Raw genomic sequence first — 24,866 nt, 5'->3', positions numbered from 1 at the left:
TGACGTGTTCTATATAACGCTGGGTGCTCCTACTTCAGGGTAATCCGGAGACCTGGCGGCAGTATAGGGGGTTCACATTCTTATTACAATTCCCACACAAACCGATTGGTAACATTTCCCCTGAACAGTGATTAGGATCACGATTTACACAATTTATATAAAATTAATTATCTGATTTGACAAAGAATAAACATTTCCATTACAACTAGGGTAGAAATAAGCCCTATGATGCACTAAAGGTCTGCGGATACACTTCCCCATAAGCCTAAGTTATGCAACAGTGTATTAAGTGAATATCCCCATAGATATCGTAGGCAATGAACTATAAACGATAAGCATCCGACAAATCGTTAACAACTTTGTAACGTCGCTATCGATCCAGCCTCTCGGATCGCTGGCCGCATTGGTAAGACACTCTGTACCCTAAATCATGTTTTAATCGTGAATAAAACGTTTAATCGTGAATCAAACAGAGCAGTGCCGATAAGATAATGCCCTACAGGCATCTAAGACATTCCAGTTGTTAGCGGTTTTTAAAATAAGCGCGAAGGAGACTGTAAATGGCTGATAAAAAAGCGACGCTGAATCTGGCAGGCGAAGCTGCGATTGAACTGAAGGTTCTATCCCCAACCCTCGGCACTGACGTGATCGACGTCAGCACTTTAGGTTCTAAAGGGTATTTTACCTATGACCCTGGGTTTACCTCTACCGCGTCCTGCGAATCAAAAATCACGTTTATCGATGGTGATAAAGGGATCCTACTGCATCGTGGATACCCTATTGATCAATTGGCAAAAAACTCTACTTATCTGGAAGTTTGCTACATTTTGCTGTACGGCGAAACCCCCACAGCAGAAGAGTATGAAACCTTCAAAGCGACAGTAACCCGCCACACCATGATCCACGAGCAAATCACCAGCTTGTTCCGTGGGTTCCGTCGCGACTCACATCCGATGGCTGTATTATGCGGAGTGACCGGTGCACTGGCCGCGTTCTACCATGACGCACTGGATGTAAACAACGAGCGCCATCGTGAAATTACCGCCTTCCGTCTGCTGTCTAAAATGCCAACAGTGGCTGCCATGTGTTATAAATATTCCATCGGCCAGCCGTTTGTTTATCCACGTAACGACCTGTCCTATGCCGGTAACTTCCTGCGTATGATGTTCTCCACACCGTGCGAAGAGTATGAAGTCAACCCGGTGCTGGAACGCGCGATGGATCGTATTTTTATCCTACATGCCGACCACGAACAGAACGCCTCTACCTCTACTGTGCGCACCGCAGGTTCTTCGGGCGCTAACCCGTTTGCCTGTATCGCCGCGGGGATAGCATCCCTGTGGGGGCCAGCTCACGGCGGCGCGAACGAAGCCTGCCTGAAAATGCTGGAAGAGATTAAATCTGTCGAGCATATTCCAGAATTTATCAAACGCGCGAAGGATAAAAACGACTCATTCCGCCTGATGGGCTTCGGTCACCGCGTGTATAAGAATTACGATCCGCGCGCTACGGTGATGAAAGAAACCTGTGATGAGGTATTGAAAGAACTCAAACTGGAAAATGACAGCCTATTTGCTGTCGCGAAAGAGCTGGAACGTATCGCACTGGAAGACCCCTACTTCGTTGAGAAAAAGCTATATCCAAACGTGGACTTCTATTCAGGTATCATCCTGAAAGCCATGGGGATCCCGTCTTCAATGTTTACCGTGATGTTCGCGATAGCCCGTACCATTGGCTGGATTGCTCACTGGAATGAAATGCACGATGAGGGCCTTAAAATTGCCCGTCCGCGTCAGCTTTATACCGGTTATGCCGAACGTGACTTCAATAGTCAACTGAAGAAATAAGCAGAGTAATTAGACTGTTTATGATGAGAGCGCCACCGGTGAAGGTGGCGTTTTTTTATAGAGAAATCAGTGGATCGCGCCGCCTGATATATGCAGATCGTGTTCAATTTGCATGGCAATAGAGATAGCCAGTTCTAAGGCTACCAGCACTGAATGTGTTGACATACTGGGTGATCCGGGGTGAGCTACCGCCTGTTCCGGCAGATAAGGGATATGAATGAAACCACCCTTCACCTCACTATTGAGCTGGTTTAACCGATGCAATAACCCGTACATCACATGGTTACAGACATAGGTTCCGGCCGTCTGGGAGACCGAGGCCGGAATGCCCGCCTCACGGATACCCTGCACCATCGCCTTGATGGGCAAACGGGTAAAGTATGCCGCCGGGCCATCCTCAACTATCGGCTGATCTACCGGTTGATTCCCCAAATTGTCAGGAATACGGGCATCATCAACGTTAATAGCTACCCGTTCGATAGTAATATCGGCGCGTCCCCCGGCCTGACCGACAGCCAACACCAATACTGGCTGAATTTCATCTATCGCGGCATTCAACGCAATTAATGCTTCACCAAAGGCGCAAGGCAACTGGCGAGCCACCACTCTGACCCCACCCAGCATTAAATCATTCAATTGTTTGACCACTTCCCAAGAAGGATTTACTCGCTCCCCACCAAATGGCTCAAACCCGGTAATTAATACACTTCTCATCACCACTCCTAGAGGAACATCAGGAAATACAGCAAGAATACGTTAACAATCAATAGAGTCACCCCGGTTGGAATCTGGACTTTAATCACCGCATTCTTATCCGGCAACTCCAGTAACGCAGCAGGAACGATATTAAAGTTGGCTGCCATCGGCGTCATTAAGGTACCGCAGTACCCTGAGAACATACCAATAGCTGCCATCACTGCGGGATTACCGCCGTGTTGCAATACTAAAATTGGAATACCGATACCGGCAGTGACGATGGGGAAAGCAGCAAAGGCATTACCCATGATCATGGTTAACAGTGCCATGCCAATAGCATAGACCGCTACGGCGACAAAGCGATGATCGACTGCCAGATATTCCTGTGTCAGATGGGCAATAGCAGTTCCGACCCCGGCGGTGGTAAACAGCAGGCCAAGGGTGGCCAATATCTGTGGCAAGATAAATGCCCAGCCGATGGAATCGAGCAAACGCCGAGCTTCCTGCACCGGTTGTGCCGCGGTTTCGTGGGTCATGACGACCGCAATAATCAAACCGAGAACACAACCAACAGTCATCGAGAATAAGGTGACTAAGGTGGCGTGGTTGCCGGTGCCAAACAGCCATTGATCCAGCGCGGGGATATTGTTAAACAGCAGCACGCCAATAACCGTCACCACTGGGATAGCCAATGCCGGGATGAACAGCCGGTTCCCCAAACGCTTGGCACTCACTTCGCGCTGTTCTGGAGTGCGTTGATGATAGCTACCCAGTTTTACCCCACCAAAACCGGCAATCAGCGCCATAATCACCACCACCACACCGACAGTAATATTCAGAATGCGCTTCTCATCCGGTCCCTCGCCCGCCAAAGTATTGGCCAGACGATAGGTCCAATCACCCACCAGGAAAATCAGCCCGTATAATCCCCAAAATAAACCGGTGGTGATACGGCGCGGGTTGGCCTTATCACGAAATGACATTAACGCGACAATCAACAGCACTACGCCAGCCAGCCAATAAAGATATTGTTGTTGGAAAATCATTTTGCGTCTCCCTTGGTAGCCAAAGCAGACTGACTCAGCGCGGTTAACTCAGCGGCGAGGTGTTTATCCAAACGTTGCAAACGGTAGGCGTGGATCAGGAAAGCACAAATCGCCGTCGGGATACCCCACAACGCAATGTGTAACGGCTCGGTCTGAATGCCACCGGATTCCAGCATAAAGTTGTGCATAAAAATAATCGCACCGAAAGCGACAAAAATATCTTCACCGAAGAACAACCCAACGTTATCGGTCGCGGCAGACATTGCACGCAGGCGATAACGCACTTTCTCCGGTAACTCACCATAACGGGTTTCAGCCGCCCCTTCTGCCATCGGTGCCAGTAATGGCCGTACCATTTGCGGATGACCACCCAGACTGGTTAAACCCAGCGCGGCTGTCGCTTCACGCACAAACAGATACACAATCAATAAACGGCCAGAGGTGGCACTTTTAATTTGTGAAATCCACGCCTGCGCTCGCTCTTTCAAGCCGTGGCGCTCCAGCAAGCCGATAACAGCCAGTGGCAGTAACAGAATCAGAGGCAGGTTGCGGGTATTGAGAAAACCTTCACCCAGTTTTTCCAAAATAGTGGCCATTGGCATTAGCGCCGCCAGACCAGTGATGATACCGGCGGTAATCACCACCAGTACTGCGTTGATACGCAGTAAAAATCCGATTACGATCGCCGCAATACCAATTAGCGGCCAAAGGTTTACCGTTTGTTCCAAGGTGACTCTCCTGTCCTAAAGTGTTGTTATAAAGTGTGATATGTAGCTAATTGATGAAGCCATTCCACCCGGGCCAGGCGGTTATAATTTTTACTGCCCAACGTCCATCTTACTGCGCGGTTACCGTGATATTTTGCTGCTGAAAACTGTGGCGTAAACGGCGGGCAAAATCCAAGGCATGGGCTCCATCACCGTGGACGCATACTGTATCCGCCTGTACCGCTACCCAACTGCTATCACGAGCCTGAACCTGCTGACGCTGCACCATTGCCAACGTTTGTGACAACGCCAACTCGTCACTTTCAATTAAGGCATCTGGCTGGCTGCGCGGCACTAGAGTGCCATCAGGCTGATAGCGACGATCAGCGAATACCTCTTGTCGGGTCACCAAACCTGCGCGTTCACCGGCACGGATCAATTCGCTTCCCGCCAATCCAACCAGCCGTAACGACGTGTCCACGGCTTTCACCGCTTTCGCTATGGCATCCGCCAGCAGAGGATCAACCGCCGCCTGGTTATACAACATGCCATGAGGCTTCACATGTTGCATCACGCCGCCCTCCGCCTTCACGATAGCTGCCAAGGCACCTAATTGATAAACCACTTGGGCATACACCGTCTCAGGGGGTAACTGCATCGCGGTTCGACCAAAATTCTCGCGATCAGGGAAACTCGGATGCGCACCGATAGCAACGCCATATTCCATAGCCCAGCGCACCGACTGGCGCATGGTCTGCGCATCACCGGCATGAAAGCCACAGGCAATATTGGCTGAACTGACCAATTGCAGCAGTGCTTGATCATTAGCGCAGCCTTCACCTAAGTCGGCGTTTAAATCAATCTTCATTTGGCCTCCGTCGCATCGAATCCTTGCTGTAAACCCCATTCGATCTGTTTTAAGAAATGCTGTTGCTCCGCTTTGGCCCGCAGCGCCTCCTCAACTGTGCATGGCACAAAATGCACTGGTTCGCCGAGCCTAAGCTGAGCTAAATGATAAAGATCTGCTTCGATAACGCAGGCAATGCGCGGATAACCGCCGGTTGTCTGCGCATCAGCCATCAGCACAATCGGCTGGCCGTTGTGCGGCACTTGCACCACGCCAGGTAATAATCCGTGGGATAGCATCTCGCGGTCCGTGGTGCGCGCTAATTCGCGCCCGGTCAGGCGATATCCCATACGGTTGCTCTGTGGGCTGAGTTGCCAGGCTTCACGCCAAAAAGCACCCTGTGCGATATCGTCGAACTCATGATATTCCGGGCCAGGAACAGCCCGGACACGGTTACCAAATAACAGTTGTTTGATACCGACTGATTCACGTGGTAAACGTGTGGCTTGGCCTAATGGCAGGGTGTCGCCATCTTTGATCAGTCGCCCCTGATAACCGCCAAAACCGGCTTTCAGGTCGGTGCTGCGTGAACCCAACATCTCCGGTACTGCAATCCCTCCAGAGATGGCTAAATAGCTGCGCATTCCCCGATGTGGCACACTGAGTTTTAGCTGCTGCCCCGGCTTGACCGGATAACGCCAGCCGGTCCACAGCAATTGGTTATCAAGCCGGGCATCGCAACCGGCTCCTGTCACCGCTATCCAGCCTGGTTGCGTAAATTGTGCCGTAAACTGACCAAGGGTAATTTCCAGCCCGGCAGCATCAGGCTCATTACCTACCAGCATATTTGCCATGCTGAGCGCCGGTAAATCGAGTGCCCCACCCTGGCTGATTCCCAAACGGCGAAAACCGCCACGGCCACTGTCTTGTACTGTGGTATAAATACCTGAACGAATAATATTCAGCATACGCCCTCCTTTAAGGGCAGGAAGCGCACATTATCGCCGGGCCGTAACAAGGTTGGCGGCATCTCCAGCGGGTTAAACAGTGCCAATGATGTGCGGCCAATAAGTTGCCAGCCGCCGGGCGTTGCCAGTGGATAGATACCGGTTTGGCTACCGCCAATACCGACAGAACCGGGCGCGACCACTAAACGTGGTTCAGCACGCCGTGGCGTGGCGAGTTTTTCCGGCATCCCCCCCAGATATGAGAAGCCCGGCTGGAACCCCAAAAAATAGACGATATAGCTCGCGCCAGCGTGGCACTCCACCACCTGACGCTCTGTCATGCCAGTGTGACGAGCCACTTCAGCCAGGTCTGGGCCTGCCTCACCGCCATAAATCACTGGAATGGTGATATCACGTGATTCAGGCACTAATGATTCGCTCTCCTCCCACCAGCGTTGGAGGCGTTCAATGGCGTCCAGCGCCGTATTTTGTGGATCTGACAATAATAGAGTCAGATTATTCATACCCGGAATCGCTTCAAGGACATCAGGATGATGAATCAGACGATCAGCTAAGCCCCAGATCCGTTGCTGGCTTGCTAATGTTACCGGCGGTTCCAATTCCAGAACCACCGCACTCTCTCCCAATAAATAGCATCGTGCTCTTTGCACTCCCGTCCCCCTAAGACATGTATAGTTTTTATTTTCATTAGATAAATAGCTTTTATAAGGACATATTTATGCGTTAGCACCTAACTGCTGTCAATAGAACTGAATCAACCAATAGATATCAGCAATCACTAGATTCAATGTAAATCCTGAAATTAACCGCTAAAAACAGCGTATTTTGAAGTTTTTTACGAAGGAAAGTGGTAAATAATCGATTCTTTTCTTATTTAGAATCAGGCTATAGAGAGCAAACATTCTTAAAAACTGTCGCTTTATCATCCAACTATGGCCAGATGATGATTTTAAATAGCCAGAGAGAGGATAAAACCTTGTTTAAAGTATGGTTTAATTGCACATAAACAAGGAGATACCTACAGTAGATTATGCACCGATACTTATTACCAGTGCATAATGTTGCATAATGGTCAGGCGGGATTGGGGATATCGATAAAGATAACTTCAAATTGATGCTTGCTAGCCAACCATTCGCCTAACGCCTTGATACCGTAGCGCTCAGTGGCGTGATGCCCCGCAGCATAAAAATTCACGCCCATCTCCCGGGCAATATGAATTGTTTGCTCTGAAACTTCACCAGTGATAAATGCATCAACACCAAAATCAGCCGCTTGTTGGATAAAACCCTGCCCGCCGCCGGTACACCAGGCAAGACGACGCACATCTACTGGCGCTCGATCACCACAATGTAATACCTCACGGCCCAACAATTTTTCCAGCCGTTCACGTAAAATTACCGCATTTAACGGTGCATCAAACTCACCATAAGGTAAGAAAGATTCAATTTCACCCGACACCCGAATACCCAGTAATTTAGCCAATTGCGCGTTATTGCCTAATTCAGGATGAGCATCCAGTGGCAAATGGTAGCCATACAAATTGATATCGTTGGTAAGCAATGTTTTCAGCCGGTTACGTTTCATTCCACGCACCACGACCGGTTCATTTTTCCAAAAATAACCGTGATGAACCAAAATAGCATCGGCCTGTTGCCCAACCGCAGCATCCAATAGTGCCTGGCTGGCGGTCACGCCGGTGACAATGCGCTTGATCTCTTCGCGCCCCTCAACTTGCAAACCATTGGGTGCATAGTCTTGAAAAGCCGAGATATTCAGTTGGCTATTGAGTAGAGTTTCCAGTTCGGTATTGCGCATTTCATCAGCCTCAAAAAATATAAATGGGTAGTTAAAAACGCTGGCTATCGCCTTGCTCCATCAGGATAAAATTAACCCCCATATCATTACCTTGTTGCAACTCAGTGGCAATGGTTTTACGCACATCTTGTCCCTGTTTAAATGAAGGTTTTATATGACTGATAACCACCGGCAGCCCCTTTAATGGTTGGCCTTCACCGCTGTATTTCTCCAGATTTTTCAATTCCTTCAGCAACCACTTAGGCGTCATATGGCCGTACAACTTGTTATCAGCAACGTCATTGGGGAAAGAAACTTCGATTATCATCCCTTTCAATTGCTGCTGTTTAACCTTTTCGGCCAAGTTACGCCACACCGTATCCAGATTTTTCGACTTTTCCATCTCATCCGGGCCAGTATCACCAAAATAGGCAAATGACTGATTATTACTACTGATCAATAACATAGCAGAGGGGGACTTATCATGGCTCAGTGGATACAATTCCCCCGTCAAACGGGTTAAGCCCAGGCTTAGAGGCTGGTTTAGCCGCACCATTTGCATGCGATAGGTTCCCAGCCGGGTACCGCTGCCGCTGTCAGTAAAGTTAGGCCAGACACGCCAGTTAAAATAGTAGTTTCGCAATACATCAATCGTGTCTGCCGAGGCATAAAGGGGCTTGTTGCTGTCTTGCGGCGAACCGATAATCAGGCCGGAAACATGGTCAAGATGGGCATGACTAAGAAAATAGCTGTTGATGCGCTGGCGAAAGATATAACCCTGACGTGTCAGCGGGGCGGCGGTTTCATCGGTAATATCGGGGAAAGCGCCCTTCTCCAGAGCTTTGGCAATACCCGGTAGCACCGAACCGGCATCCAGAGCTAAATAGACCGGCTGGCTATCATCACGAATCAGATAAGATGTCAGATTGCCATCGCTGACACCACCATCCACCCCCAGTGCCACCACCTCAAAACCGGCCGCTGCCAGCGAGCTATATAGGCTAAACGATAAAATCAGCCCGGCGTTAAGCACCATGTGGGTTATCTTATTGGTACATAACGTGGGTTTCGTTAAAACATGGGTTTTAGTTGAAACACAGAATTTAGTCGAAATATATGTCAAAAACATGCAAGCTCCTGGTGATTAGGGATCCTTGCGGCCATCCCGCTTAGCGGCTTCAAATGCCGCGAGTGTAGCCAATCTGGCCAGCTTATGATCCACCAGCGGTAGTGGGTAATCCAGATGTTGCTGTTGCCGCTGCGCCCAGCGCCATGGCTGATGGATATCACTGTCTGGCACCCTAGCCAGCTCAGGTAACCAACGGCGGATAAAAACGCCGCTCGGGTCAAAACGCTCGCCCTGGGTGGTGGGATTAAAAATACGAAAATAGGGTGCAGCATCAGTACCCGTGGAGGCAGCCCACTGCCAGCCTCCATTATTGGCGGCCAAATCCCCATCCAATAGTTGGGACATAAAATAGCGTTCGCCGTGTCGCCAATCGATCAACAGGTCTTTAACCAGAAAACTGGCGCTGATCATTCGCAGGCGGTTATGCATCCAGCCGGTTTCATTCAACTGCCGCATAGCTGCATCAACAATAGGGTAACCTGTTTGTCCCTGCTGCCAGGCAAGTAGTTGCTGTTCTGAGTGATGCCATATTACGCCATCAGTCCAGTCAATAAAGGGACGATGCTGGCATAAACGCGGATAAGCCACTAACAAATGACGATAAAATTCACGCCAGACCAACTCATTGAGCCAAGTAAAAGCACCGCCGTCGGAGTTTTCCAGCAACGCGGGACATTCTGCCAACAAGCGGTTAAAGCATTGACGGGGCGAAAGTATCCCCAACGCCAGATAAGGTGACAAACAACTGGTTCCTGCCACAGCAGGCAGATCACGTTGTTGCTGGTAGTCCTGAACCTGCTCGCGACAAAAACTGCGCAGGCGATGTAATGCCGCCTCTTCGCCTGCCTGAAATAATTGGCTATCTACCGGTTGTTGCGGATAGTCAAACGGGAGCAGTGGTAATGGCATGGCAGCTACCACGTTATCGCGCGTTTTTGGCGCAGGGACACAACGGCATTCACTCATCATTAAACGCTGAATAAAAGCACGACGAAACGGGGTAAATACTTTGTACATCTCATTATTACCGGTCAGGACACTGCCCGGCGGCAATAACACACTGTCATCGAAACGGTGGCAGGTAATGGTGTGACCGGCTTCTTGCCGATGATTGAGCCGCGTCACTAGCGCCCCATCTCGCAGTTGTTCATTTAACTCATACTGTTGGTTAAAAAATAGCGCATCAACTTGCTGCTGCTGACAAAAATCATCCAGCCAGATAATGGAGTCCTGAAAATCATCACACTGATGATAGTGTAGCGGTATCGCCCGGATAGCCAGTGCGTGCTGTAACTGTTGTAGGTTTTGCAGCAGGAAGGTGGCCTGCCGAGGGGCCATATCATGTGCCGCCCATTGTGCAGGGGTCGCGATAAATAGCGCAATCACAGTGGCTTGTGGGTCCTGACAAGCGGCATGCAGCGCCAGATTATCCGTTACGCGTAAATCATTACGAAACCAGACCAGATGCGTCGCCATGCCTTATCCTTGTGCCGAGTAAAATGTAAAATAGCGTTGTCCGGCCAGATACTCATTCGGGAATTCAACCAAGTAAGCATTTATTTGGCCGATGGGGACACTCAAAGGCAACTCACCTACCCGATACTGCTCGATAAGCTGTGCCAATGCCTGACGTTGTGTTGACGTAAGGTAAGGCCGAAAATAACCCTGTACATGCATTAATACGTTGGTGTGATTGGCGGACGTTGGCTGATGAGACAACAAATGCAGTAAACGCTGACGATACTCATCAGTAAACTCAATTAATGATGACCATCTATCCATTGAGGCAATAAAAGGACCGATTTCGCGGTATTCAGGCTGCGAATGCGCCAACAGCACTAACTTATAGCGGCTATGAAAATCCATCAATTGGCCACGTGTTATGCCTGCTGCATATAACGCATCAAGCTCGTCTCGCGCATGGCAGTACTCGATACTGTGGGTTACCTGATTACTCTCCAGCATTCTATTCTCCCTTGGCCTTGGCAGCTTTTCTCATCACAGCATAACAGTTGTTGCCCGAGAACCACGCTCTTGCTTGATACCTTTATATCTGGGGCAGATATAAAGGCAGTAAAAAGCCCGCGAGTGTTAACCCACGGGCCATTAATTTTACGCCGTTTTTATCTACGAGCAGCTTACTGATTTATCTCAGTAAAAATCCTGTATTGCCGATTCAGACTGTGCCAACCACACCGGCTTATCACTGGTTTTAGCCCAAACCCGGTGCAGATAGCTGTAAAAACGGGCGCGATCTTTGCGGAAAAGCATCACCGGCAGTGCCAGTAAACCGACCAGAATCACTGCGCTCCGGCGCAAGAGAACCTGATGCAATGGGTATGCGTTGTACATGGTCATAACGATCCTCCTTTAAAACGCCTTGGTGTAACAGCCAACTCGGTTAAACAGAGAGTCGATTTACAACTTGGCGTTAAAAATAAAATAAACAAAATTGGAAACTGGACAAAATTTTACCGTATCGGTTGAAATTTTACCACTCATCCGACCACTCAATTACGTCAAAATCCGAAATAAATTGTCAATTCTGTAATTTTGTTACAGAAAGGTTAATTTAAAACCAATCATTAGTTACATTACAGTTATGTACTCTTTAGTAATTGGCACATTATATGTATTGACTCAGTGCCTAACCCTTCAAGGGCCAGAATTGGCGATACTGCGCCGCCACTGGTTAATTTACACCCATTTTATGTCTATTTTTTGACCGTTTTTATACTTTTTTTACACCTCTCGGCCATTTTTTATCAGGAACTTTTCGCTCGACTTCATAAGCTGTTGTTATTAAAAATAAGCGTTATGGAGGTGTATCGTGAGTTTCAGCATCATTAGTGGTGCGCTGTTGGTCCTACTGCTTCTTGGCTATCTGGTTTATGCCTTGTTTAATGCGGAGGATTTTTAAATGGCAGCGTCAGGATTTCTGCTTATCGCCAGCTTCATGCTGGTGTTGTTGGTGCTGTCCCGTCCGTTGGGGAGCTTTTTGGCTCGCATAATCGAAGGCGAACCCTTTGCGCCATTGCGCCAAGTCGAGGCCGGTTTATGGCGTTGTAGCGGTGTAAAAAATGAAGAGATGAACGGCTGGCAATATGCGCTCGCCATTCTCTGCTTTAACTTACTGGGTATTGCCTTGCTGTTCACGCTGTTGATGGCGCAAGGTTCGTTACCGCTAAATCCTGAACACATGCCGGGTATGTCATGGCATCTGGCCTTAAATACCGCGGTCAGCTTTGTCACTAACACCAACTGGCAAGCCTATAGCGGCGAAAACACCCTCAGCTATCTGAGTCAAATGGCCGGTCTGACGGTACAAAACTTCCTCTCTGCTGCAACCGGCATTGCCGTCGCTTTTGCTCTGATCCGTGCCTTTGCCCGCCATTCTGCCCACACACTGGGAAATGCCTGGGTCGATCTGGTGCGCATCACCTTATATGTGTTGCTGCCGATTGCGCTGATTATCGCGCTAATTTTCGTCAGTCAGGGGGTATTACAAAACCTGGATGGCTACCTGCATATCACCACCCTTGAAGGGGTAAAACAGACCCTACCAATGGGACCGGTAGCCTCGCAGGAAGCCATAAAAATGTTGGGGACCAACGGCGGCGGTTTTTTTGGCGCTAACTCCGCACATCCATTTGAAAACCCAACTGCTTTTAGTAACTTTGTGCAGATGCTGGCGATTTTCCTCATACCCTGTGCACTCTGTTTTGCCTTCGGTCAGGTGGTGGGTGATAGCCGTCAGGGCCATGCGCTGATCTGGGCTATGTCACTGATTTTTGTGGTGGCCGTAGTCGTGGTGATGTATGCAGAACTGGCCGGTAACCCGCACTTAACTCAGTTAGGTGCCGACAGCAATATCAATATGGAAGGTAAAGAATCCCGCTTCGGCATTCTGGCAACCAGTATGTATGCCGTGGTCACTACCGCAGCCTCTTGTGGGGCCGTTAACGCCATGCATGACTCCTTTACCGCCTTAGGTGGCATGGTACCGATGTGGTTAATGCAGATTGGCGAGGTGGTGTTTGGTGGGGTCGGTTCTGGGTTATACGGCATGCTGCTATTCGTGCTGCTGACCGTCTTTATTGCCGGGTTGATGATTGGTCGTACCCCTGAATATCTTGGCAAGAAAATTGACGTATTTGATATGAAAATGACCGCGCTGGCCATTCTGGTCACCCCGGCTATCGTGCTGCTGGGTACCGCACTAGCACTCTGCACTGATGCCGGGCGGGCGGGGATTCTTAACCCCGGTGCGCATGGTTTTAGCGAAGTTCTCTACGCCCTCTCCTCTGCGGCCAACAATAACGGCAGCGCCTTTGCTGGTCTGAGTGTCAATACGCCGTTTTATAACCTGCTGCTGGCTGCCGCCATGTTCTTCGGCCGCTTTGGCGTGATTCTGCCGGTATTAGCCATTGCCAACTCATTGGTGGCGAAGAAGCGGCAACCCGCGGGTAATGGCACGCTGCCAACCGCTGGACCACTATTTATCGGTTTGCTGGTAGGTACGGTGCTGTTGGTCGGCGCATTGACCTTTATCCCAGCGCTGGCCTTAGGTCCGGTTGCTGAGCATCTGCAAGTTTGGTTAGCACATTGATGAGAGAACTACTATGACACGCAAACAACGCGCGATTTTTGAGCCAGCACTGGTTCGTACTGCGCTTATTGATGCCGTGAAGAAACTGGACCCACGCGTCCAATGGCGTAACCCAGTGATGTTCGTGGTCTATCTGGGGAGTTGGCTGACCACTCTGATTTGGCTGGCGATATTAAGCGGCCAAACCACCGGTAGTGCCATGTTTACCGGCAATGTGGCTCTGTGGCTGTGGTTTACCGTGCTGTTTGCCAACTTCGCCGAAGCTTTGGCCGAGGGGCGCAGTAAAGCGCAAGCAGAAAGTCTGCGTGGGGTGAAAAAAACCAGTTGGGCCAAAAAATTGTCAGAAGCCCGCTTTGATGCGCCACAGGAGAAAGTCTCCGCCGATAGCTTGCGCAAAGGCGATGTGGTGTTGATTGAAGCTGGCGATACCGTGCCCTGTGACGGCGAAGTGCTGGAAGGTGGTGCATCCGTTGATGAAAGCGCCATTACCGGCGAATCTGCTCCGGTTATCCGTGAATCCGGTGGTGACTTCTCTTCCGTGACCGGCGGTACCCGCGTGCTGTCCGACTGGTTGGTAGTTGAGTGCAGCGTTAACCCCGGCGAAACCTTCCTCGACCGGATGATCGCCATGGTTGAAGGCGCGAAACGGCGTAAAACCCCTAACGAAGTGGCGTTGACCATTTTGCTGGTGGCTCTGACTATTGTCTTCTTACTGGCGACGGCGACACTCTATCCGTTCTCGGTGTTCAGTGTTGAGGCCAACCATGCCGGTTCACCGGTGACAATTACGGTACTGGTGGCGCTGCTGGTTTGTCTGATCCCAACCACTATCGGTGGCCTGCTATCAGCCATCGGGGTTGCCGGGATGAGCCGGATGCTGGGCGCTAACGTGATTGCCACCAGCGGGCGCGCGGTGGAAGCGGCCGGTGACGTTGATGTGCTGTTGTTGGATAAAACCGGCACTATCACACTGGGTAACCGCCAGGCGTCTGAGTTTTTACCTGCACCGGGTGTCACCGAGCAACAACTGGCCGATGCCGCGCAACTCTCTTCTTTGGCGGATGAAACGCCAGAAGGCCGCAGTATCGTGGTGTTAGCGAAACAGCGCTTTAACCTGCGCGAACGTGACTTGCACAGTCTAAATGCCACCTTTGTGCCTTTCTCGGCACAAACACGGATGAGTGGTGTGAACGTGCAGGACAGAATGATCCGTAAAGGTGCTGTGGATGCTATTCGCCGCCATGTCGAGTCCAATCAGGGCCATTTCCCGCGGGCAGTGGAAGACGCGGTGGAAAGCGTCGCCCGCACCGGTGGTACGCCACTGGTGGTGGCCGATGGGCCACGGGTGCTGGGTGTAGTGGCGCTGAAAGATATCGTCAAAGGTGGCATCAAAGAACGTTTTGCCGAGTTGCGCAAAATGGGCATCAAAACAGTGATGATCACCGGTGATAACCGCCTGACAGCAGCCGCCATTGCCGCCGAAGCGGGTGTGGATGATTTTCTGGCGGAAGCCACGCCAGAGGCCAAACTGGCATTGATTCGCCAGTATCAGGCCGAAGGTCGATTGGTGGCAATGACCGGTGACGGTACCAACGACGCCCCGGCACTGGCGCAGGCTGACGTCGCCGTGGCGATGAACTCGGGGACACAAGCGGCGAAAGAAGCTGGCAACATGGTGGATTTGGATTCTAACCCGACCAAGTTGATTGAAGTGGTGCATATCGGTAAACAGATGCTGATGACCCGTGGCTCGCTGACCACCTTCAGTATCGCCAACGACGTTGCTAAATATTTCGCCATTATCCCGGCTGCATTTGCAGCTACCTATCCGCAGCTTAATGCCCTGAACGTCATGCAGTTGCACTCCCCGGCGTCGGCCATACTGTCGGCGGTTATTTTTAACGCACTGGTGATTATGTTCCTGATCCCGCTGGCACTGAAAGGGGTGAGTTACAAGGCGATGAGTGCAGCGGCGCTGCTGCGCCGTAACTTGTGGATTTATGGGCTGGGTGGCCTATTGGTGCCGTTTGTCGGTATCAAGCTGATCGATCTGGTACTGACCGCCCTAATGATGAGCTGAAAACTCAGTAATTAATGTTTGCAATGGCCACGGCGTGTTTTGCTCGTGGCCGCTATTAAGACCGAATAGAGAGGCAATATCCATGTCATACCTGCGACCTTCATTGGTTCTACTGATATTACTGACACTTATCACCGGGATAGCTTATCCTCTGCTGACTACCGGATTGGCAAAATTGATGTTTGCCGAGCAAGCGCGTGGTTCACTGGCGATGCTGGGTGATGAAGTTGTCGGCTCTACCTTGCTAGGCCAAAACTTTACTCAGCCAGGCTATTTTGCTGGCCGCCCATCGGTAACAGCAGATATGCCTTATAATCCAATGGCCTCTGGTGGGAGTAATCTGTCCATCAGCAATCCCGCACTGGATCAGGTTATCAGTGAGCGAGTAACATTACTGCGTCAGGCTAACCCGACACAAACTGGCCCAGTCCCGGTTGATTTGGTGACAGCATCAGGCAGTGGTCTGGATCCCAGTATTTCACTGGAAGCGGCCTATTATCAGGCTCCCCGCATCGCCAGCGTGCGCCAGATGCCATTGTCTGAAGTGAAGCAGTTGATTGATAGTAGTGTGCAAAAAGCGACACCGAACTTCTTCGGTGAATCTGTGGTGAATGTGCTGAATCTGAATATGGCGTTGGATGCCCAAAGCCCGGTAAAAGTACCGATCAACCCGGCAAAATCTTAAGGACATAACATGGTGGATGCAGAACCAACCCGCCCCGACCCCGACAGCCTGCTCGCAGCAGCCAATGAGAAAACCCGTGGCCGGCTAAAAGTGTTTTTCGGGGCCTGTGCGGGGGTAGGCAAAACTTACGCCATGCTGCAAGAGGCTCAGCGCCTGCGGACTCAAGGGCTGGATGTATTGGTTGGTGTGGTGGAAACACACGGGCGTAGCGAAACCGCAGCGCTGCTCGAAGGGCTGACCATCCTACCGCAAAAGCGAATTCATCACCGCAATCGTCAGGTACGTGAATTTGATTTGGATGCGGCCCTGGCACGCCACCCGGCACTGATCCTGATGGATGAGCTGGCGCACAGTAATGCCTATGGCTCGCGCCATCCGAAACGCTGGCAGGATGTTGAAGAACTGCTGGATGCTGGCATTGATGTGCTGACCACCGTCAATGTACAGCATCTAGAAAGCCTGAATGATGTGGTCGGCGGCGTGACCGGTATCCGGGTGCGGGAAACCGTGCCCGACCATATGTTTGATGAAGCCACTGAAGTGGTTTTGGTCGACCTCCCCCCCGATGACCTGCGCCAGCGGCTGAATGAAGGCAAGGTCTATATTTCGGGTCAGGCGGAGCGAGCCATTGAGCACTTCTTCCGTAAGGGCAATTTAATCGCCCTGCGCGAACTGGCACTGCGCCGTACCGCGGATCGGGTTGATGATCAGATGCGTGCTTTCCGTGACACTCAGGGGCGCGAACGTGTCTGGCATACCCGTGATGCCATTTTATTGTGTATTGGCCATAACAGCGGTAACGAAAAACTGGTCCGAACTGCTGCCCGGCTGGCAGCCCGACTGGGGTGTATCTGGCATGCAGTCTATGTGGAAACACCCCGTCTGCATGGCCTGCCGGAAGCGAAGCGCCGGGCCATTTTACGCACACTAAAATTGGCGCAAGAGTTAGGAGCAGAAACCGCTACGCTGTCAGAACCCCGTGAAGAACAGGCCATCCTGCGTTACGCCCGAGAACATAATCTGGGGAAAATCATCATTGGTCGCCGCACGGAAAAACAGTGGAAACTGCGTGGTAGCTTTGCAGATCGCCTGGGCAAGCTGGGGCCAGATCTGGATTTGGTGATTATTGCACTGGAGGGCGATACCCCCCCCAATGTGGTGAAAGAGAGTGATTCTCGTACCTTTACTGAAAAGTGGCGGATGCAACTGCGTGGCTGTGCGGCAGCCATCGGCTTGTGTGCCCTGATTACGGTGTTATCGCAGTGGCTCATCCCCGGTTTCGATCAAGCCAACCTGGTGATGGTCTACTTACTGGGTGTGGTGATTATTGCACTGTTCTATGGCCGCTGGCCGTCAGTCTTGGCGGCAGTGATTAATGTCGCCAGTTTCGATCTGTTTTTTGTTCAACCGCATGGGTCACTGGCGGTCACTGATGTGCAGTATCTGGTGACGTTTGGCGTGATGCTGATTGTCGGTATCGTGGTGGGTAATCTTACCGCTGGGGTGCGCTATCAAGCCAGAATTGCCCGTTATCGCGAGCAACGCGCCAGGCATTTGTATGAGATGTCGCGCGGATTAAGCCGTGCCCTAACGCCTGCGGATATTGTCAAAACCAGTCGTCATTTTCTCTCCAGCAGTTTTCAAGCGAAAACTGACCTGTTACTGCCACAGGAAGATGGACGCTTGCAGCAAGTCGCCACTGACGAAGGCGGCGCACTTTCTGTTGATGTGGCTATTGCCCGCTGGAGTTTTGACAAAGGCGCACCGGCAGGTGCCGGTACCGACACCCTGCCCGGTGTCCCCTATCAGTTATTACCGTTGACCGCCTCCAAGCAAACTTTTGGCGTGCTGGCAATCGAACCTGCCAACCTGCGCCAATTAATGGTGCCGGAGCAGCAGCGCTTGCTGCAAACCTTTACCAGTCTGATCGCCAATGCTCTGGAAAGGCTACATCTGGCACGCAGTGCCGAATTGGCAAAACTGGATGCCGAACGCGAGCAACTGCGTAACTCACTGCTGGCGGCACTATCTCATGATTTACGTACCCCATTGACGGTGCTATTCGGTCAGGCCGAAATTTTGACGCTGGATCTGGCAGCGGAAGGTTCACGCCATGCGCCGCAAGCCAATCAAATCCGCCAACAAGTGCTGAGTACCACCCGACTGGTGAATAACTTATTGGATATGGCGCGTATTCAATCGGGTGGGTTTAATCTACGTAAAGAGTGGCAATCACTGGAAGAGATCGTGGGTAGCGCCCTGCATATGCTAGAAACCGCCCTCAATCATCATCACATCAACGTCGAGTTACCGGATGAAATGGTGTTGATCAACTGTGACGGCAGCTTACTGGAACGGGTGTTTATCAATTTGTTGGAAAATGCACATAAATATGCCGGTCAGGGGGCATTGCTGGGGATTCGGGCCGCGGTACAAGGTGAGTGGCTAAATGTAGAAGTATGGGATAATGGCCCAGGAGTGACCCTTGGGCAAGAACAGCTAATCTTTGATAAATTCTCCCGAGGTAACAAAGAGTCAGCCATTCCCGGTGTCGGCTTGGGTTTAGCCATTTGTCGTGCCATTATTGATGTACACGGCGGGCGTATCTGGGTTGAGAACAATAAAGATGGCGGTGCTAGCTTCCGCTTCACGCTACCACTCGAGAGAGCGCCAGATATTGATGGTGAAAACATTGATAGTGAACACCTTGATGCTGAAAAATGATATACCCTAAATAATTCGAGTTGCAGGAAGGCGGCAACTGAGTAAGTCCCCGGTCACTTACTTAAGTAAGTGACCGGGGTGACAAACCTGCCAGGAGCAGATTTGAACGCTGCTTGCAGCGGCCTCACAGAGGCGAGGCCCATGGACGGGCCGAGTAACGAAAGCAGCCAACACACAAGCAGCTTGAAGTATGACGGGTATAGAACCTATCTCAGTAGGCGTCATTGTTGCAGGCAGTTTGAACACGGACAGAGCGGAAGAACCGGAGTGTACACCGAGTACGTGAGGATTCTGAGCACTGCCCAGGTTCAAAATGGCAAATAAAATAGCCTAATGAAGGAGAAGTGACTATATCCCCGACTAACATTCTAATCGTAGAAGATGAAAAAGAGATCCGGCGCTTTGTTCGTATTGCGCTGGAGAGTGAGGGCTGGCGAGTATTCGAGAGTGATACCTTGCAACGGGGGCTAATTGAAGCCGGTACCCGCAAACCAGACCTGATTATTTTGGATTTGGGGTTACCAGACGGCGATGGACTGACTTATATTCAAGACCTGCGCCAGTGGAGTGCCATTCCTATTATCGTCTTATCGGCTCGTAACAATGAAGAAGATAAAGTGGCCGCGTTGGATGCCGGAGCCGATGACTACCTAAGCAAACCATTTGGAATCAGTGAGTTATTAGCTAGAGTGCGGGTTGCTTTGCGCCGCCATAGCGGTGGTAGTCAGGAAAGCCCGCTGGTGGGCTTTGCGGATATCAGCGTTGATCTGATTAATCGTCAGGTTACCCGTGCCGGCGAAAATCTGCACCTGACACCGATTGAGTTTCGCCTGCTCTCTGCATTATTGGCGAATGCCGGTAAAGTCATTACCCAGCGCCAGTTATTAAGCCAAGTCTGGGGGCCAAATTATGTCGAACACAGCCACTATCTGCGTATTTATATGGGCCATTTACGGCAGAAATTAGAAACAGACCCGACCCGCCCTAAGCATCTGCTAACTGAAACCGGCGTCGGCTATCGCTTTATCCCGTAACACCTTGTGTGATATAAAAATTTACATTGATACTAGGAAAATAGCTGTCAGCGGCGTAGCATCAAACTTTTAAATGCTAATAGGTCTTATTATTCATGAGTACATGGTTGATTTACGCCCTGCTATCTGCCTTCACCGCCTCTCTGGTCGCTATCTTCGGTAAAATCGGCTTGCAGCAGTTGGATGCCAATACTGCGACTGCCGTTCGTGCTGTCGTGATGGCGCTGTTCCTGGTCGGTGTGGTGTTAGCTCAAGGGAAATTCAATCTGATCAGTGGTGTATTGGCCGATAAAAAAGCCCTGTTATTCATTATTCTCAGTGGCGTTGCGGGTGCGTTATCCTGGCTGTTTTACTTTATGGCTATCAAGCATGGCAATGTCTCTCAAGTGGCCCCGATTGATAAACTCAGTGTAGTTTTTGCGGTGATCCTGGCGGTTATCCTGTTTGGTGAAAAAATCTCGCTGGTGGCGAGTTTGGGCGTCGCACTGATTACCGCCGGAGCATTGCTAGTAGCATTGGGGTAATCGGCTCCTGGCAATGGAAAACAGGGCTAAAAGAAGAAATATAATATTAGGTGTCAGCTTATCGGCTGATGTAACTTCTGGCGAAGAAATAGCACCAATAGGCGCTATTTCTTACCGGTTATGACTATTTACCCGCTAGCACTTCACTGACAATATCTACGGCTTCCTGCTCTATCTTTTCACGATGCTCTGGGCTGATAAAACTTTCACAGTAAATTTTGTAAGCGTCTTCAGTACCGGATGGACGGGCCGCAAACCAGCCGTTATCCGTCATCACTTTCAGGCCGCCAATGGATGCACCATTGCCAGGTGCTGTGGTTAAACGAGCAGTAATAGGATCACCCGCCAACATGTTGGCTGTCACCATCTCAGGTGACAGTTTAGACAACGCGTTTTTCTGCGCCTGAGTCGCCGGAGCCTGAATACGGTTATAGCTCGGTGCGCCAAAGCGTTTAGCTAAATCATCATAGTGATGCTGTGGATTTTTACCGGTAACTGCTGTGATTTCTGCTGCCAGCAAACACATGATAATACCGTCTTTATCAGTAGACCACGGCGTGCCATCGAAGCGCAGGAAGGAAGCCCCAGCACTCTCTTCACCGCCAAAACCAAAGCTACCGTCGTGCAAACCGTCAACAAACCATTTAAAGCCGACCGGAACTTCTACCAACTTACGGCCTAAATCAGCCACCACGCGATCAATCATCGCACTGGAGACCAGGGTTTTACCCACGGCCACCTCAGCTCCCCATTGTGGACGGTGCTGGAACAGGTAATTGATCGATACTGCAAGATAATGATTCGGATTCATCAACCCTGCCGGAGTCACAATACCATGGCGGTCATAATCGGGATCGTTAGCAAAAGCTAAATCAAATTTATCGCGTAACGCCAATAAGCCAGCCATGGCGGACTCTGACGAGCAATCCATCCGGATCACGCCATCATGGTCCAGATGCATAAAGCGGAAGGTCTGATCGATAGAATCATTAACCAGTGTTAGATCCAGCTTATAGTGCTCACCAATACGTTGCCAATAAGCAATACCGGAGCCACCGAGAGGATCAACACCTAATTTCAAACCAGCACGTTGAATAGCCGGAATATCGACCACATCCACCAAGCCTGCAACATACGGCTGAATCAAATCTTGCTCACGCAGATGATTACCACGCCAGGCTTTATCCAGCGTTTGGCGTTTGATGCCCTCTAATTTCAGGCTGAGTAACTGATTAGCTCTTTTTTCAATTACCGAGGTCAGATTGGTATCGGCCGGGCCGCCATTCGGTGGGTTGTACTTGATGCCACCATCTTCAGGCGGATTGTGTGACGGTGTGATAACAATGCCGTCAGCCAAGGCTTTCCCCTGCACATTATGGCAGAGAATAGCATGTGAAATCGCCGGGGTTGGTGTAAAACCATTATCTTGCTGTACCACGACATCCACACCATTCGCCGTCAGCACTTCTAATACCGAGATAAATGCCGGTTCAGAGAGTGCATGGGTATCTTTACCCACATAACACGGGCCACTAATGCCATGTTGATGACGAACTTCGGCGATCGCCTGAGCGATTGCTAAGATGTGTGCTTCATTAAAACTGTGGCGTAATGAACTGCCACGATGGCCGGAGGTGCCAAATTTGACCGCATGGGCCGGATTTTCAGCATCTGGCTGCAATACATAATATTGCGACGTTAACTGCGCAACATTTATCAAATCGCTTTGCTGAGCGGGTTGCCCGGCACGAGGGTGATTGGCCACAGTCACTACTCCCTATATATCCCCTTCGCACTTGGAGCCGCAAGCTGCGTTCACTCACCCGAATCGCATATTTGCGTAAGTTCATCGGGATTATGAGCCTCTGATGAGGCTCACCCTGCGGGCCAGTGCAAGTGCTGTTCAACATGGTTTACAACCCATTTGTCGTTCGCTTGCTGCCTACCTGCAACTCCAATTTCTTTGGGTATCGGTTCAACGAAATTAAATAGTCCCGCACACTTTTTCGGTCAAATCCGGCGGGAACTGCATTGCCAGCATGAGATGTTGCACCATACTGCGTTTACGCTCGGTATTGGTATTGGTAATAACCCAGTATGGCGTACCTGGGACATGTTTGGGTTTGGTGTGCGTCCCGTTTTGCAACAATGTCTGTTGGTCACCGGCAAAATAAACCCGGGTGCGACCATGTAATGATTCAGTCGCCTCGGTAAACGCCTGTGCATCCAGCGTGTAAAGTGTGGATAACACCAACATAAAGCGGTTAACCGCCCTATTTTGCTCTGCATACTCATCGGACAACAGCAATTCACGCACTGCACGAACCCGATCTCGTGGTGCTGGAGCTGTAGCCGCTTTCACCGCATCAGTGCTGGCAGGGATACTGGGTACCGGCTGACCGGCCGTAAACTTCAGCATACGTCGTAAAATATCAGACGCGCTCTCGCCAATGTGCTGCGTATGGCTGGCAATATAGCGATAAAGTTCTTCGTCGAGTTCAATAGTTTTCATCTTTATCCAGTACGGGTTTCTACTTTCTTATACATATCTTAGGATTATAAAGTCAAAGTGCGCTGACGAGTACCTTTATAATGGCTTTATCGGGATAAATGGCCCACCCCACCCACAGCAACTCAATAATCTACATATGACTGATGATAAGGCAAATAATTGTGTAACAGCACACCTTTGTTCAGCCATGATATCCTAACCACATTATCTCTCAGTATGAACGTCGCTATGAAATTAAACTTCCGCTTACAAAACGCGCTTTCTGCCACACCTTCCCTGCCAATCATGCTGATTCATGGGCTATTTGGTAATCTGGATAACCTGGGTGTTTTGGCCCGTGACTTGCAAAGAGATCATACCGTGGTTCAGGTTGATATGCGTGACCATGGTTTATCACCCCGCTCACCGCAAGTGGATTACCCTGCAATGGCGCAGGATGTGCTGGAGCTGCTCGACCACCTCGCAATAGAGAAAGCCATTATCATCGGCCATTCGATGGGAGGTAAAGTGGCAATGGCACTGACAGCAATTGCTCCTCATCGTATTGCAAAGCTGGTCGCGATTGATGTCGCCCCGGTTAACTATCAAGTACGCCGCCACGACACTATCTTTACTGCCCTCAATGCTGTGAGTACTGCGGGTATAACCCAGCGACAAGAAGCCGCTCAATTGATGCGTGAGTCGATAAAAGAAGAAGGGGTCATTCAGTTCTTATTGAAATCATTCCACAACGGCGAATGGCGGTTTAATGTGCCCACACTCTGGGATCAATACGAAAATATTGTCGGCTGGCAGCCTATTCCACCGTGGCCGCACCCAATCCTCTTTATTCGCGGTGAGCTGTCGCCATATATTCAAGATAGCCATCGTGATGATATTGCCCGCCAATTCCCGCAAGCCCGAGCCTATGTGGTCGCAGGGACTGGCCACTGGGTACATGCGGAAAAGCCGGATTCTGTCTTGCGGGCTATCCACCGCTTTATTGATGAAAACAGCATCGATGAAAAAGAGGCTGAATAAAAAAAGTACAGCGCACGATGGGGATTGATTAAAAATCATCCCCTGGGGAAAAAAAATGTATTTCCTGTGGAAAAATTGTGCAAAAAAGAACGAATTAGCACAATCTAATCACAGTAAAGCATTGTCGTTGCTCAGTTGGCTGGGGTATTATGGCGCGCTCTAATTTTGCTGCGGACTTCGGTCGCTGTTCACAGATCGTAACCGGTGCAAATGCAAATTCAGGCTGCTGGTATATAGGTTATTCAATGCGCTCAAGCTATGTTCTCAACCTGAAACATGTAAACCGAATCGTCAGACAAGGCTTCGTTACGCTTTCTGATGTAAATCCCTTGTAGTACTGCTACCTATGGCAAAAGAACAAACGGATCGCACGACGCTGGATCTGTTCGCAGATGAACGCCGTCCGGGGCGTCCGAAAACAAATCCATTATCCCGTGATGAGCAGCTTAGAATTAATAAGCGAAATCAACTACGGCGCGATAAAGTGCGTGGCTTACGACGCGTGGAACTGAAGATTAATGCCGATGCCGTCGATGCTCTCAACAGCCTTGCAGAGCAGCGTAACATCAGCCGTAGTGAGCTGATTGAACAAATGTTGCTGGCTCAATTAGCCCATTCACAAGAAGGGTTTTAACCCTATCGG

The 24,866-nt window shown here is 50.3% G+C and carries 23 protein-coding genes; 10 read left to right on the top strand and 13 right to left on the bottom strand.

What is annotated here, in order from left to right; all coding sequences use genetic code 11:
- The first annotated feature begins 560 nt into the window (after positions 1-560).
- Positions 561-1,847 carry a citrate synthase gene (locus tag ACWJJO_RS07120; protein WP_083159605.1) on the top strand — a complete coding sequence of 429 codons (1,287 nt, stop codon included), beginning with the start codon at positions 561-563 and terminating at the stop codon, positions 1,845-1,847.
- A gap of 66 nt (positions 1,848-1,913) precedes the next feature.
- Here the strand turns inward: ACWJJO_RS07120 and pcp are convergent, their stop codons facing one another.
- The 11 genes from pcp to ACWJJO_RS07065 all read right to left on the bottom strand — a co-directional run bounded on the left by pcp (position 1,914) and on the right by ACWJJO_RS07065 (position 11,393).
- Positions 1,914-2,561 (bottom strand): pyroglutamyl-peptidase I, encoded by a 648-nt coding sequence (gene pcp, locus ACWJJO_RS07115; RefSeq protein ID WP_083159607.1) that lies wholly within the window; start codon positions 2,559-2,561, stop codon positions 1,914-1,916.
- A gap of 8 nt (positions 2,562-2,569) precedes the next feature.
- On the bottom strand, positions 2,570-3,589 hold the full coding sequence (locus ACWJJO_RS07110; RefSeq protein WP_481090858.1) for a DUF979 domain-containing protein: 1,020 nt from the start codon (positions 3,587-3,589) through the stop codon (positions 2,570-2,572).
- Positions 3,586-4,317 (bottom strand): DUF969 domain-containing protein, encoded by a 732-nt coding sequence (locus ACWJJO_RS07105; RefSeq protein WP_372558356.1) that lies wholly within the window; start codon positions 4,315-4,317, stop codon positions 3,586-3,588. Before ACWJJO_RS07105 ends, ACWJJO_RS07110 begins: the two co-directional genes overlap by 4 nt.
- 109 nt (positions 4,318-4,426) lie before the next feature.
- The gene (gene pxpA, locus ACWJJO_RS07100) at positions 4,427-5,164 is read right to left on the bottom strand and encodes a 5-oxoprolinase subunit PxpA (RefSeq protein ID WP_083159610.1); all 738 of its coding nucleotides are present in this window, start codon (positions 5,162-5,164) and stop codon (positions 4,427-4,429) included.
- On the bottom strand, positions 5,161-6,111 hold the full coding sequence (gene pxpC, locus ACWJJO_RS07095; protein WP_372568866.1) for a 5-oxoprolinase subunit PxpC: 951 nt from the start codon (positions 6,109-6,111) through the stop codon (positions 5,161-5,163). Before pxpC ends, pxpA begins: the two co-directional genes overlap by 4 nt.
- A complete protein-coding gene (pxpB, locus tag ACWJJO_RS07090; protein ID WP_050086195.1) occupies positions 6,105-6,761 on the bottom strand; it encodes a 5-oxoprolinase subunit PxpB in 657 nt (218 codons plus the stop codon). Before pxpB ends, pxpC begins: the two co-directional genes overlap by 7 nt.
- 422 nt (positions 6,762-7,183) lie before the next feature.
- The gene (locus ACWJJO_RS07085; protein WP_083159613.1) at positions 7,184-7,927 is read right to left on the bottom strand and encodes a type 2 GTP cyclohydrolase I; all 744 of its coding nucleotides are present in this window, start codon (positions 7,925-7,927) and stop codon (positions 7,184-7,186) included.
- A 31-nt stretch (positions 7,928-7,958) separates the two neighbouring features.
- Positions 7,959-8,942: an MBL fold metallo-hydrolase gene (locus ACWJJO_RS07080; protein WP_481091567.1), complete on the bottom strand. Its 984-nt coding sequence runs from the start codon at positions 8,940-8,942 to the stop codon at positions 7,959-7,961.
- Positions 8,943-9,050: 108 nt separating this feature from the next.
- A complete protein-coding gene (phrB, locus tag ACWJJO_RS07075) occupies positions 9,051-10,511 on the bottom strand; it encodes a deoxyribodipyrimidine photo-lyase (RefSeq protein WP_481090857.1) in 1,461 nt (486 codons plus the stop codon).
- A 3-nt stretch (positions 10,512-10,514) separates the two neighbouring features.
- The gene (locus ACWJJO_RS07070) at positions 10,515-11,000 is read right to left on the bottom strand and encodes a YbgA family protein (protein ID WP_083159615.1); all 486 of its coding nucleotides are present in this window, start codon (positions 10,998-11,000) and stop codon (positions 10,515-10,517) included.
- A gap of 186 nt (positions 11,001-11,186) precedes the next feature.
- On the bottom strand, positions 11,187-11,393 hold the full coding sequence (locus ACWJJO_RS07065; RefSeq protein ID WP_083159616.1) for a YbfA family protein: 207 nt from the start codon (positions 11,391-11,393) through the stop codon (positions 11,187-11,189).
- A gap of 472 nt (positions 11,394-11,865) precedes the next feature.
- Here ACWJJO_RS07065 and ACWJJO_RS07060 point away from each other — a divergent pair, with 472 nt between their 5' ends.
- The 7 genes from ACWJJO_RS07060 to ACWJJO_RS07030 all read left to right on the top strand — a co-directional run bounded on the left by ACWJJO_RS07060 (position 11,866) and on the right by ACWJJO_RS07030 (position 20,691).
- The gene (locus tag ACWJJO_RS07060; RefSeq protein WP_032907040.1) at positions 11,866-11,955 is read left to right on the top strand and encodes a K(+)-transporting ATPase subunit F; all 90 of its coding nucleotides are present in this window, start codon (positions 11,866-11,868) and stop codon (positions 11,953-11,955) included.
- Positions 11,956-13,644 (top strand): potassium-transporting ATPase subunit KdpA, encoded by a 1,689-nt coding sequence (gene kdpA / locus ACWJJO_RS07055; RefSeq protein ID WP_083159617.1) that lies wholly within the window; start codon positions 11,956-11,958, stop codon positions 13,642-13,644.
- A 13-nt stretch (positions 13,645-13,657) separates the two neighbouring features.
- Complete coding sequence (kdpB, locus tag ACWJJO_RS07050) at positions 13,658-15,724, top strand: potassium-transporting ATPase subunit KdpB (RefSeq protein WP_083159618.1); 2,067 nt, start codon at positions 13,658-13,660, stop codon at positions 15,722-15,724.
- 82 nt (positions 15,725-15,806) lie between these two features.
- Positions 15,807-16,409, top strand: a complete 603-nt coding sequence (gene kdpC, locus ACWJJO_RS07045; RefSeq protein WP_083159620.1) for a potassium-transporting ATPase subunit KdpC — start codon at positions 15,807-15,809, stop codon at positions 16,407-16,409.
- A 9-nt stretch (positions 16,410-16,418) separates the two neighbouring features.
- Positions 16,419-19,133, top strand: coding sequence for a two-component system sensor histidine kinase KdpD (kdpD, locus tag ACWJJO_RS07040; protein WP_102970448.1), 2,715 nt, complete (start codon positions 16,419-16,421; stop codon positions 19,131-19,133).
- Between the two features lie 344 nt (positions 19,134-19,477).
- On the top strand, positions 19,478-20,167 hold the full coding sequence (gene kdpE / locus ACWJJO_RS07035; protein ID WP_083159624.1) for a two-component system response regulator KdpE: 690 nt from the start codon (positions 19,478-19,480) through the stop codon (positions 20,165-20,167).
- A 95-nt stretch (positions 20,168-20,262) separates the two neighbouring features.
- Positions 20,263-20,691, top strand: a complete 429-nt coding sequence (locus tag ACWJJO_RS07030) for an EamA family transporter (RefSeq protein ID WP_442821114.1) — start codon at positions 20,263-20,265, stop codon at positions 20,689-20,691.
- 124 nt (positions 20,692-20,815) lie between these two features.
- On the opposite strand, the gene pgm is transcribed toward ACWJJO_RS07030, so the two are convergent.
- Both pgm and seqA read right to left on the bottom strand, forming a co-directional pair.
- Positions 20,816-22,456 carry a phosphoglucomutase (alpha-D-glucose-1,6-bisphosphate-dependent) gene (pgm, locus tag ACWJJO_RS07025; protein ID WP_442821115.1) on the bottom strand — a complete coding sequence of 547 codons (1,641 nt, stop codon included), beginning with the start codon at positions 22,454-22,456 and terminating at the stop codon, positions 20,816-20,818.
- 219 nt (positions 22,457-22,675) lie between these two features.
- Entirely contained in the window at positions 22,676-23,203 is a 528-nt protein-coding gene (gene seqA / locus ACWJJO_RS07020; protein WP_083159628.1) for a replication initiation negative regulator SeqA, read from the bottom strand.
- 228 nt (positions 23,204-23,431) lie between these two features.
- Here seqA and ybfF point away from each other — a divergent pair, with 228 nt between their 5' ends.
- Together ybfF and ybfE are read left to right on the top strand one after the other, a co-directional pair.
- Positions 23,432-24,223, top strand: a complete 792-nt coding sequence (ybfF, locus tag ACWJJO_RS07015; protein ID WP_083159630.1) for an esterase — start codon at positions 23,432-23,434, stop codon at positions 24,221-24,223.
- A 346-nt stretch (positions 24,224-24,569) separates the two neighbouring features.
- Positions 24,570-24,857 (top strand): LexA regulated protein, encoded by a 288-nt coding sequence (gene ybfE, locus ACWJJO_RS07010; RefSeq protein ID WP_005163374.1) that lies wholly within the window; start codon positions 24,570-24,572, stop codon positions 24,855-24,857.
- The last annotated feature ends 9 nt before the right edge of the window (positions 24,858-24,866 follow it).

Source organism: Yersinia antarctica, from assembly GCF_056636475.1.
The sequence above is the reverse complement of the archived record's forward strand: the minus strand, read 5'-3'. Positions and strand labels throughout refer to the sequence as shown.

Excerpts from the sequence above, each read along its gene's own strand:
- ACWJJO_RS07030 (WP_442821114.1), top strand. The coding sequence starts at position 20,263 with ATGAGTACATGGTTGATTTACGCCCTGCTATCTGCCTTCACCGCCTCT.
- ybfF (WP_083159630.1), top strand. The coding sequence starts at position 23,432 with ATGAAATTAAACTTCCGCTTACAAAACGCGCTTTCTGCCACACCTTCC.
- kdpB (WP_083159618.1), top strand. The coding sequence starts at position 13,658 with ATGACACGCAAACAACGCGCGATTTTTGAGCCAGCACTGGTTCGTACT.
- phrB (WP_481090857.1), bottom strand. The coding sequence starts at position 10,511 with ATGGCGACGCATCTGGTCTGGTTTCGTAATGATTTACGCGTAACGGAT.
- pcp (WP_083159607.1), bottom strand. The coding sequence starts at position 2,561 with ATGAGAAGTGTATTAATTACCGGGTTTGAGCCATTTGGTGGGGAGCGA.
- ACWJJO_RS07110 (WP_481090858.1), bottom strand. The coding sequence starts at position 3,589 with ATGATTTTCCAACAACAATATCTTTATTGGCTGGCTGGCGTAGTGCTG.
- pxpC (WP_372568866.1), bottom strand. The coding sequence starts at position 6,111 with ATGCTGAATATTATTCGTTCAGGTATTTATACCACAGTACAAGACAGT.
- ACWJJO_RS07065 (WP_083159616.1), bottom strand. The coding sequence starts at position 11,393 with ATGACCATGTACAACGCATACCCATTGCATCAGGTTCTCTTGCGCCGG.
- seqA (WP_083159628.1), bottom strand. The coding sequence starts at position 23,203 with ATGAAAACTATTGAACTCGACGAAGAACTTTATCGCTATATTGCCAGC.
- kdpC (WP_083159620.1), top strand. The coding sequence starts at position 15,807 with ATGTCATACCTGCGACCTTCATTGGTTCTACTGATATTACTGACACTT.
- pxpA (WP_083159610.1), bottom strand. The coding sequence starts at position 5,164 with ATGAAGATTGATTTAAACGCCGACTTAGGTGAAGGCTGCGCTAATGAT.
- kdpD (WP_102970448.1), top strand. The coding sequence starts at position 16,419 with ATGGTGGATGCAGAACCAACCCGCCCCGACCCCGACAGCCTGCTCGCA.
- ACWJJO_RS07070 (WP_083159615.1), bottom strand. The coding sequence starts at position 11,000 with ATGCTGGAGAGTAATCAGGTAACCCACAGTATCGAGTACTGCCATGCG.
- ACWJJO_RS07120 (WP_083159605.1), top strand. The coding sequence starts at position 561 with ATGGCTGATAAAAAAGCGACGCTGAATCTGGCAGGCGAAGCTGCGATT.
- ACWJJO_RS07085 (WP_083159613.1), bottom strand. The coding sequence starts at position 7,927 with ATGCGCAATACCGAACTGGAAACTCTACTCAATAGCCAACTGAATATC.
- ACWJJO_RS07080 (WP_481091567.1), bottom strand. The coding sequence starts at position 8,942 with ATGGTGCTTAACGCCGGGCTGATTTTATCGTTTAGCCTATATAGCTCG.
- kdpA (WP_083159617.1), top strand. The coding sequence starts at position 11,956 with ATGGCAGCGTCAGGATTTCTGCTTATCGCCAGCTTCATGCTGGTGTTG.
- ybfE (WP_005163374.1), top strand. The coding sequence starts at position 24,570 with ATGGCAAAAGAACAAACGGATCGCACGACGCTGGATCTGTTCGCAGAT.